Origin of the sequence: Staphylococcus sp. HMSC65H10 (assembly GCF_001839185.1) — a bacterium.
In the GTDB taxonomy this organism is placed as follows: domain Bacteria; phylum Bacillota; class Bacilli; order Staphylococcales; family Staphylococcaceae; genus Staphylococcus; species Staphylococcus simulans.
Map to the genome: position 1 here is coordinate 1 of NZ_KV840404.1, position 767 is coordinate 767.

The following is a 767-nucleotide window of genomic DNA, read 5'->3' on the forward strand; positions in this document are numbered from 1 at the left end:
CTACATCTGTGACTTCTAAATCATCCATGTAGGCTTCCGGTTCATCATAAATTTTATTGATCAGTTCTTCTTCCACATCTTGTAAGCCAGTGCGCTTGTGCACTGTATTTTTGACTTTTACTGTAAACGTAACTTTTACTTTGAATTGCATTATTGCTTTAAGGTTCTTGCATCTACAATTTGGTTATCATCTTTCCACAGATGCTTATTGCCGGCATCTAAAACAGTTTTCATCAAATTATCTACATCAGGCTTTGTACGCTTATACTTACCGACCATTGCCAAACGTTTTTTCTTACTCCAGCTTTTAGGTGGTGTAAAAATAAATTTCAACGTTACAATCACGCTATTTTCTAACATAAGTTTAGGCATCTGCTTTTGTATAAAAGCTTTATGCGCCGTATAAGTTGCAGGCATATAGGTTTGTACATATTTTCCTCTACTCGCAAATCTAGGTCTTGGCGACCCTATTGGTGCTTTATGTGTTTCATTAAAACTAATTTCTATTTCCATAAGACACCTCTATTTGACGCACAGCTGGCGTTGTACGACGTTTGTTACATTGGTATAGGAATAAGTCGTACAACCTCTCAGCGTTGCCCTGTGCTTCTCTAATCATCATCTCTGCAAACACTGAACTGCAGTTAAGATGACGCATGATATATTCTTTGGTTAACATCACCATGCATCTCGCTCCCTGTAATCATCGCCGATAACATTTACTTTACGGCTCCCTTTTTTCATTCTTGAATTAATCCTATGCCAAT

1 protein-coding gene and 1 pseudogene are annotated in these 767 nt (G+C 37.4%); both read right to left on the reverse strand.

Annotated elements, in window-relative coordinates:
* Positions 1 to 150: 150 nt before the first annotated feature.
* Positions 151 to 513: a RusA family crossover junction endodeoxyribonuclease gene (locus HMPREF3270_RS10975; RefSeq protein WP_070867257.1), complete on the reverse strand. Its 363-nt coding sequence runs from the start codon at positions 511 to 513 to the stop codon at positions 151 to 153.
* Positions 514 to 678: 165 nt separating this feature from the next.
* Positions 679 to 767 (reverse strand): annotated as a pseudogene (locus tag HMPREF3270_RS13775) (DNA replication protein DnaC); the annotation flags it as partial.